Annotated in this window: 5 protein-coding genes and 1 pseudogene; all 6 read right to left on the reverse strand. The window is 40.6% G+C overall.

The genetic code is table 11. The features are described from left to right. Window positions 1–943: pseudogene (locus HMPREF0670_RS16670) on the reverse strand (hypothetical protein); the annotation flags it as partial. Window positions 944–976: 33 nt separating this feature from the next. Further along, complete coding sequence (locus HMPREF0670_RS04640) at window positions 977–3,382, reverse strand: hypothetical protein (protein WP_009230014.1); 2,406 nt, start codon at window positions 3,380–3,382, stop codon at window positions 977–979. A gap of 15 nt (window positions 3,383–3,397) precedes the next feature. Beyond that, entirely contained in the window at window positions 3,398–3,967 is a 570-nt protein-coding gene (locus HMPREF0670_RS04645) for a DUF3575 domain-containing protein (protein WP_009230015.1), read from the reverse strand. A 16-nt stretch (window positions 3,968–3,983) separates the two neighbouring features. Beyond that, complete coding sequence (locus HMPREF0670_RS15285) at window positions 3,984–5,705, reverse strand: DUF3575 domain-containing protein (RefSeq protein WP_232213857.1); 1,722 nt, start codon at window positions 5,703–5,705, stop codon at window positions 3,984–3,986. 40 nt (window positions 5,706–5,745) lie between these two features. Further along, a complete protein-coding gene (locus tag HMPREF0670_RS04655) occupies window positions 5,746–7,173 on the reverse strand; it encodes a hypothetical protein (RefSeq protein WP_009230017.1) in 1,428 nt (475 codons plus the stop codon). Between the two features lie 369 nt (window positions 7,174–7,542). Beyond that, complete coding sequence (locus HMPREF0670_RS04660) at window positions 7,543–8,124, reverse strand: hypothetical protein (protein ID WP_019189009.1); 582 nt, start codon at window positions 8,122–8,124, stop codon at window positions 7,543–7,545. Between the last annotated feature and the right edge of the window lie 1,052 nt (window positions 8,125–9,176).

The following is a 9,176-nucleotide window of genomic DNA, read 5'->3' on the forward strand; positions in this document are numbered from 1 at the left end:
ATGGTTTCTTCATATACTCTTCGAGGAAGAATCGTTCGTTGTCATTGAAACGCCTTAGAAAACTACCCTTATCTCTCTCACTAGAAAGATTTGGCCATAAGTACCATATATACGACATGTTTATCCCGTATGCCAAGTCAAGGCTCTCAAAATCAGTGCCCTTCACAAGATCGTGCGTCCTTGTAGCCAATCTCAGATAAGGTTCAAAAGCCAATGAAGCATGCGGACTAGTCATAATCTTGAACTGCATACCAAACCGGGCGTTGTACGACAAAGCCGAGTTTTCAGCATAATAAGGTACGAAAGTATTTTCCGTAGCATTCAATCTTGCTGTTTGCACTCCGACACCAATTGTACCTAACACGTTCAAAGGCCTGTCGGGACGGTTTCCCATCAAGTAGTTGCTAAAATTAAACAAATAATCAATTCCACCTCCCCAAGTACTATAGGTTGTTACTGACGAAAAGCCTAGAGCCGCCTTGGTGAACCCCCAAGACTTTTCGGCAAACAATCGAATGGTACTCATTGGACTGAGTTCCTTGGCTATACCTACATGAAGATTCGCTATGGGAGTATAGTCAAACTTATCATTAGGTAAGAAAGCTGATACACCACCGCCAAGCGTTACATAAGTATGGCTAAGGAAACCGCTATCAACAAATTGGTCGCCAGCATAACGGTGTCTTTTGTCCAGGACAAAACGAAGACCATTGTAACCTTTCGGGCGCGGAATACCCATTACAGTATCCTGTTTGGTTTCCAACACCGAGTCGGGTAACATATTTTCCAAATCTTCCAAATCCATCTTCGCAGTATCTTGCTTTGCTATGGTATCAGGAACAGAAATATAGAAACGTTTGTTGAAAGGTTGAGAGCTAACCCACGCGCTGGCACACAATGGGAGTAGCCCTGCAAGCATTGCAACAAGGACTCTCTTTTTCATTGTATATCTTCTTAAAATCACATTCATACTCTATCATTCAGAAACCGTTTCTTGTGAAACCGGCTTCACCATCATCATGTTAAACTTTTCCCTATACAGGTCTTTTTTACTTTCAACATACGGATATCTCTTACGTATTTCATCCGTGATGTTACCATCAGTCTTGAAGAAACGTTCATAAAATGAAGGATCCAAATCAAAACAATGCTGGAAATAAGCCAAAAATCTAGGCGTATCGTTCGTTTGCATCTTGACCGCAGCTTCTGAGCCAAATTCCTTTATCAGATTCATGAAGTCGTTCTCTTGTTCGATGTCTGGGTTATTTGCAGCAATCACACCTTTAAGATACCATTTCTTAACCAGATTATCTGGCAAGGAGTCAACTAAAGGATTGAGCGACTCATAGGTGATACCCAGCTCAGGAGCTAATTCCACACTTAGTATAGCTCTATTGAGCGGATTCTGGTTCATCACAAAATTCAAAGCATTTGATGCCCTCTGCTCCTCTTCAGGAGTTTTGTTCTGTTTAAAGAACAGCGATTCGAGATCTATGAACATCTTTAGGTCATGGAATTTCTGAGTGTCTGGAAGTTTATTAGCCAAATGTGCAGAATGGCTCAATTTTCTCGATTTCAAATACATAAGAGCCTGATTAGCAACAACTTCCTTAAAGTTCACAGTGTACATATAGGAACTCTCAAAAGCAACAGGTCTTTGTACCTCAACTCCAGAGGACATATCTACGAATGGCTCTAACACAGAGAGGTTTACAGAATCCTGCTCTAACAGCTCTATGGCTATACGGTTAGCCAAGTAGGCAGCAAAAGCACTGAACTTCGCAGTTTTTCTCGACATGTTCTCTTTATAGGCACGATGTGTCAACTTACGGAGTTCTACCGAGTCTGTAATCTGCGTAAAGAGGTTATAGTAATCACCATTCGAAAAATACTCTTCCCCACCAGGTCTGTACCTGTTGTCATTATAATATGCCCATACAGCTTCTTTGGGTTCCATTATCTTATTCCTTCGCAAAGTATATGTACTGCGCATCAAACGTTGGTTCTGCATAATTTCCTCTATTATAGGATTACTGGTCGTCATACGCTTTATACCTACATAGTCTTTTGCCTTCGCATATTTTCGCAATTCGTCAGCTTCCGAAGCCTGACCTCTCTGCACTAATGAGTCTGCTACATCATCCCATGTATAAACCAGAGGCTCCTTAACCGTCAAACTAGCACTACGAATATGACTACCAACCATTGACAGAATCTTACGTGCCCTTTTCTTTGCTAATTCTATATTCAACGACAGCCCCCCCTCTGGAGATGCAGTACCTTGCACAGAGATATTCATCAAGGAAGTACCATAGGAACGAAGTTCTTCAATAAGAAAATCCAACGTTTTCTGGTTTTCTTCGTCAGTGGTCAACTCATCTTTACCTACCACAAAGGTTACTTGCAGATCTCGTGGTACCTCTAATAGTCTTGCCCTTACCGTCTCAAAGAAACGTGGATCTAGCTCTATGCGCTTTGCAGATGCACCTAAGTCAAGCATCTTCCAAGGGCGTCGGACGTTGTTAGTTCCCTCTTTGTTGTCATTAAAATACACATGAGTATAATCCTCCAAACTCAGCTTAGCTTTCCATTTATAGTTTTTGTCTATGTCCGGTTTGGGATACGTTATATCCCAACTGAAACTAAATGGTGCATTTGACATCACATTGTCAGGAACATAATATGCGTGAAGCGAGTCGTTCCTTTCGTAACCAAAACTCTTACGCTTTATCTGATTCTGATGATACTTATCGCCTTCAAATACAAGCGGTTCAAGATATTGGATGGTATCTCCCGTATTGGTATTAACTGCAACCGGCTGGAATATCAACCTAGAATGCTTAGTGGTATACCATGCTGGTAGAGATATGCCCACAGTCCATCGCATATTCTCACCATCGTCAACAGGTGGAACCTCTTTAAAGTCCACGCCTTGCTTCTTAGCAAATACATTAACGTTCTTGATGAGAATACCATCTGATCGAGATGGTGCGAAAACAATGTCATAATTGAGTTTCCCTCCTATGACGTCAACCATTTTAAGAGCACCTTCGTTTATCAACAACATTGCTCCACCCACGGAAATGTCAGCTTCGAAGTGTCCTTCGTAGTCGGGAATCACCACATCATTACTTTTAATTTTCACTATACTTCCTGACATACCATTCTGTGAATTGTATAACTGAGCCTGCTTACGTGCTTCAGCCTTATTGTCAAAGATATAAATAGGCACAGACAAAGGCATCTTACCAGAAATTTGCCCATTCGTTTCTTTCATAGATTTTGATACGCTACCAGTTATATGAATAGCCTGGGCAGACATTTTCAAAGTAAACAACCCCAAAAACAGTAGCAAGATAAAAATCTTCTCTAGTTTCATCATATTTCCTCCTATTGTTTACCAAATTGTATACGATAAGGTTATGCCTAATTTAGTAGGCAAGATGCGATACTCCCAAAAGCCGTCCTTGGCTTGTGAATTGTCGTTTAGCAACAAATCATCACCATTAACCATAAATTCTTTATGGTGGGAAAAAATCGCACCAACTCCCCCATGAAAGTCAAGATTCCATCTTTTAGACAGTGAAATGACATATCCAAATGTCATTCCGCCTCCCCAAGCCGTTCCATCGTACTTCCTGTTTCCCCATGTAATGGAATAGTCAGCCGCTAAAAGGCCTATACCCACATAATGGTGATACATTGGGCGACCACCGAAATAATATTTGAATTCAGGTTGTACCCCAATTGCCCTCATGCCTTTGTGGAAGTACGGCTTATTATTGCCAAAAACACTTAATCCAAGTGTTGTGTGATTACCTACGGTTATCTCAGCACCCAAATTGTATGTTTGCGTGGATAGCAACAGAAGGTTAGAGTTGACGGCAAAGGTCTGCGCCTGCATTTGGGTGAACAATCCAACAAGCAAGAACAGAAGTAGTCCTATTTTTTTAGTTACCATTTTCATAATTATTCCTTATTAGTCAATTTTGTGAGAAACTATCCCCAAAGGCACATAGCGCATTTCTATCTATCTGCCCTAGATACACACCAGAATAGGAACTGTATCCAATGGAATTCAGGTTCTTCAACATGTTTGCATCAAAGAATGGACACAAACTTCTACGCGAGTCTTTTTCACAGACCAATACTTTGGTTTCACTAACATGTTTCACTATGCCAGATTCTGCCTTTTCTTTGTTATCAGAGTTGTCAGAGCCTTCTTCTGATTTCCCATTCTCACCAGAAGGCTTAGCTTCTGGTGATTCATGGTCTTCTTTCGTTTCAGATTTTTTCTCCTCCGCCCGTTTCTCTTCGGTTACAGGTTTCTCTGTACTTTGCCCATCGTCCTTAGATTTGCTCTCAGGATTTTCCTTAGATTGTCCATCTTTTTCTTCCTTAGGCAAAGCCGTATCCTCTACTTGTGGCGTTTGAGATGCGTCAACATCTTCTTGCGGAGCAGAACTATCAGACTTTTTCTTATCAGCTTCGCTCTGCTGTTTTTCCATTTTTTGAGCGACTTTAATGGAATCTGCAGTACGTTTAGCGTTCTCACGTTCCATTGCTTTCTGCTCTTTAAGTTCACGTGCACGCTCTTGAGCAGCGTACTTCAAGGAATCGGCAGTTCGTTTAGCATTTTCTTTTTCTTCAAGTTGCCTAGCTTTCTCTGCGAATTTAAGGGAATCAGCTGTAATTTTAGCATTAGCCTTGTCTTCCATCGCTTTAATTCTTGCAGCTTCTTTCAAAGAATCTGCTCGGTGTTTCGCTTCTTCACGTTCAACGGCCTGTTTTTCTTTCAGAGCCTTATTCTCTTGCCTAATAGAATCCTGCGTATATGCCCTTTCTATTTCAAGGCGTTGCTCTTCAAACCTCCGTTCATAATCAGCTTTAGCAAGCGAATCCATCTTTATGCGCTTCTCTTTCGCTTGTACAGTATGTACGCTGTCCCTTCTGATCTTTTCTTTCTCAACGGCCAAGCGATAATCATTATCAATCAAATTCCGATTCTTATATCTGTTAGCCAGTTTTGTACCAAAGTGGTAAACAAAAGACACATGAACTACGTCTACGGAAGCAGCATAAACCCAAGGGTTAAAAGTCAGTTTGTATCCTGTATCTCTTGTTGTCCGAGAATAGTAATACTTACCACCCTTGTAAAGTCGCGTATAATCATGCATATCAGCGAAGACAACACCAGGGCTAAATCCCAATTCCAGGTCTAGGCTTGCTCCATTTGTATAGCCATAAACCTGCGTGACCATTCCGACCATCAGACCGCCAACGAATGAGTTACCTTTCTTTCCTATATCACTGAACTTGATGTCAAAAGAGTTTGCACCTCCATACAATCCGATATAGTAAGCTCGTTTAGGCATTTTAGCATGCCAATACTTACGCACTTCGGCACGAGCTCCAAAAATGTCATACACATAATACGATTTTGTACGTGTGTTAACATCCCAGTTTGCCCGTCCGTACACACCAACAGTCCATTGGTTCCAGTTTTTATTCCCTAAGGAAAATTCAAGTCCCAAGTTTGGCGTCAAGGTCAACCACCCGACAGCATCCGTTTTCAAATTGAAACGGTTTTGAAGTTCCATGGTATCCACCTTGTTGTAATATAGTTGATTGCCCTGACCCAAGGCTCCTGTCACTCCAACGAAGAGCTGGACTGTCAGTGCAAGTATCAGTTTATATCCTTTCATATTCATCATAACATATAGTTGTCAACTGTGCATTGTCAAATTACTTTCCTTTTGTTGCCACAACCTGCTTAGCAAAATCATCTTCTGGATCCAATGCTAACACCTTCTCTGCGTATTCAACAGAAGAATTCATTTCCTTCTTTATATAATAATAATAAGAGAGTTGTTTATAACATTCGATAAGATGGTCTTTATTGCTCCCACTCTTTTCAAGTAGTTCTGCAGCCTTCGAGAAATAAGGTTTTGCCAATCCCTTTGTGTACTCGGGGTCAAGCATGGCATTGGCATTACCCTGCCAATAAAATCCGAGATAGCTGTTTGGGCGTAGCGTTGCAACTTGACCAAACAAATCTGCGGCGTGTTCGATAGCCTTGGTTTGTTCCTCGGTTCTTTTCTCATTCTCTTTGACGTAAGTTCCCTTTCTCCAATACAGCCTGCCCAACTGGAAGATTTCGTAAGCCCGATTATCGCTGGTATCTTTCAAGTTGGAAACATACTGTTCATAATACTTGATGGCATTGTCGTAATCATGTATTCGGCTATATGCGTCAGAAATCTGTTTGTGAATTCCAGGGATATTCCCATTCTTTTGTAGAGCGACATTAAATTGTTGTATCGCTTCCTGCGTTCTTCCTAGTCCACTCAATGCATAACCATAATATATATAGTCTTGGTATTGAGGTTTAGTATCCTTACTATTGTTAAACAAATCGTTAGCGTTACTGATAGCCGTATCGAAATGTTGCAGTTCGGTATTGTTGTACAAGAGTAACCTATTAAACACAGGGTCTTTTGAGGCCCTTTTATGCCCCAATGTGGCAAGGTCTAAGGATTGCGAATAATCCTTCTTTATATACAAACTTAGAGAGTACTGCATCAATTCCTTATCATTCAGAGAATCGATACCAATACTCTTATAGGCGGCAATTGCATTTGTAAGGTCGTTTGCAGTATAATACACTTCGGCCATCATCCTCTGTACATTTAGGTCAGGTCGGTTTCTTTTCAAGGCATTAAGCGTTTCTATGGACTTGTTGATTTCTTTCGCTTTCAACAACTCTGCCAACTTGTAATACGCATCCGGGTCTTTACGGTCAAAATACATAGCCCTCCTATAATAAAATTGTGCGGAGTCGGGCCTATTCCTAGCCTTTGCAATATCTCCGCCTAGATTTAAGGCTTTTGTGGTAATACGCCTACACCTTTGGGCTAGATAAAAATAATGGGTGGCTTCATCCAATTGCCCAGCTCTAAGGTAAAGCGTACCGAGACCAGCCAACAAGGCTCCGTCTTCTTTATGTTTACTTGCGAATTTCTCCGCGCTACTCTTAGCTGCGTCAGGGCTGCTTGTAAGTAACGTAGCAATCACCTGCAAATCGTCATTATACGAAAAATAGTCCTGCGAGAAGACAGGAAGACTAATCATAGCACAGAAAACAAACGCCAGCCACTTTTTAGTCATACTCATAATTATTTGATCACCATTAATTTAATAACAGACTGTCGACTAATGACAGGACTGTGCACACTATATTATCAAGGCACTTCACTCCAATTCTCCTTGCAAAGTAAGCAGGAAGTTCATTATTTCGTCAGCAGCAATATTCCATACTGTCAACCCTGCCATAAAACAAGGCAAACAACAAAAGAAGAATTATAAACGTAAGATATTAGCTACACAACAAAACGAATAGTTCTTCGTTGTCATTTAGATTATTAACGTCTTTTTGAAGATAGGCCAGGGCCATCTGAAAGTCACGACTCCAAACGGCCCTGACGTCTCATCTCACAACAGGAAATGTTATCCTATCGTTGTGGTTTAAAGATACAAAGAGCTTTAATTTGTTGACTTTGCTTTTTCAATAGCAGCGTTTGCGGTCTCGATTGCAGCAGCGGCGTCAGCACCAGCCTTAGCCAGCTCAGCCTTAGCTTTGTCAACCTCGGCCTTAGCCTTAGCAGCTTCCGCTGCAACTTTGGCCGTCATTTCCTTTGCTTTTGCTGCTTCCGTACGAGCTTTAAGCGCAGTAGCCTTGCAAGCATTTGCATTAGCGATAGCCTTTTCCGTTTCGGCCTTAGCTTGGTTGGCAGCCTCTACGGCCTTTTGGGCCTCAGCCTCAGCAGCTTCGGCATCAGCACGTGCCTGTTCGGATTCAGCCTTCGCTTTTTCCGAATCCATTCTCGCTTTTTCTGCTTCTACCTTGGCCTTAGCTGCTATGACTTTAGCTTTTGCTGCTTCGGCTTTTTGTTTTGCAGCTTCTGCGGCAGCTCTTGCTGCATCGCTCTTGGCCTTCTGAGCGTCAGCTACGGCCCTTTGGGCATCCGCCACTGCAGACCCTTGGTTTTCAGACTGAGCAGAGGCACTCATAACCGAGACAAATGCTACGGCTACAATAGACAAGATACACCTTCTCATTTTCATATTTCCTTAATATTAAATATAAAATATAACACGATTGGCATGTCAATCATGGTAATAAATTTAATTTAAACGAACATGCCCGTTTACTATTTCTGATGCAAAATTACAAAAAAAAAGAAACACCCAAAAGAAAATCAAGAAAATAATGTAAATTATTCGGTATTTCTGTTGTAAAACATGTTAAAACGAATAAGATATTATAAAAGTAATAATATAACAGAAAAACAGAACAACAAAATACTGATTAACAGTGGGATAAACAGTATGCTAATTGAGAAAAGAGAGGTAATTGCCCAATAAAGATACATATATAAAGATACTATAAACGTAAAATATAACCACAACCAACTAGATAACAAGTGGTTATATGCTATTCTTAACAAGGAGCAAGAAACGCACAATAGAGTAAGCCCAGCTCTACACCAACCAAAAAACAGTTTCATCAATGGTAAGAAACAAGTTGTTTAGCCTTTTGAGCACTTCAGAATTAACATTAACCAATCGCCTTTATTAGTCATTAAACGACACCACTAGAGTCCAGGAAAATCACTAACCATTGTACAATACACCTTTTAATACACAATAAAACCGTCTTAACCTTTAATATTCCTATAAATTGAGAGGTGTTTGTAATCTTTGTGATGCCAACACAAGATAAACACTCCTCTCATATACGAAGTACAACACAAATCAACTTACTGGCTTATAAACACATGAAAACACAACAAAACCCGAATACATAAACTCATCAACATACAAACTCGCAAACTCACAAGTTCATCAACTGACAAACAAATCAACTCAACAAGTCATCAACTCAAAAACTTAAATTATTGCTTTTGTTTTACAAAACCACTCTGATTTTCTCTCCGTTCTAGTGAAAATAAAGCGCATAAAAGAGGTAAACAGCCTATTTTTCTAGCTTTTCACGCCTTATGTTTCGTCCATTTTTAAGAACAAAACCTGCATTTTGCACCATTTAGCCTTTCTAGTTTGGTTGCCAACCCGTAATTTTTCAAACCCAATTACTCGCTTTTTACCCCTAAAACCCC

It is taken from the genome of Prevotella sp. oral taxon 317 str. F0108, from assembly GCF_000162415.1.
GTDB lineage: Bacteria > Bacteroidota > Bacteroidia > Bacteroidales > Bacteroidaceae > Prevotella > Prevotella conceptionensis.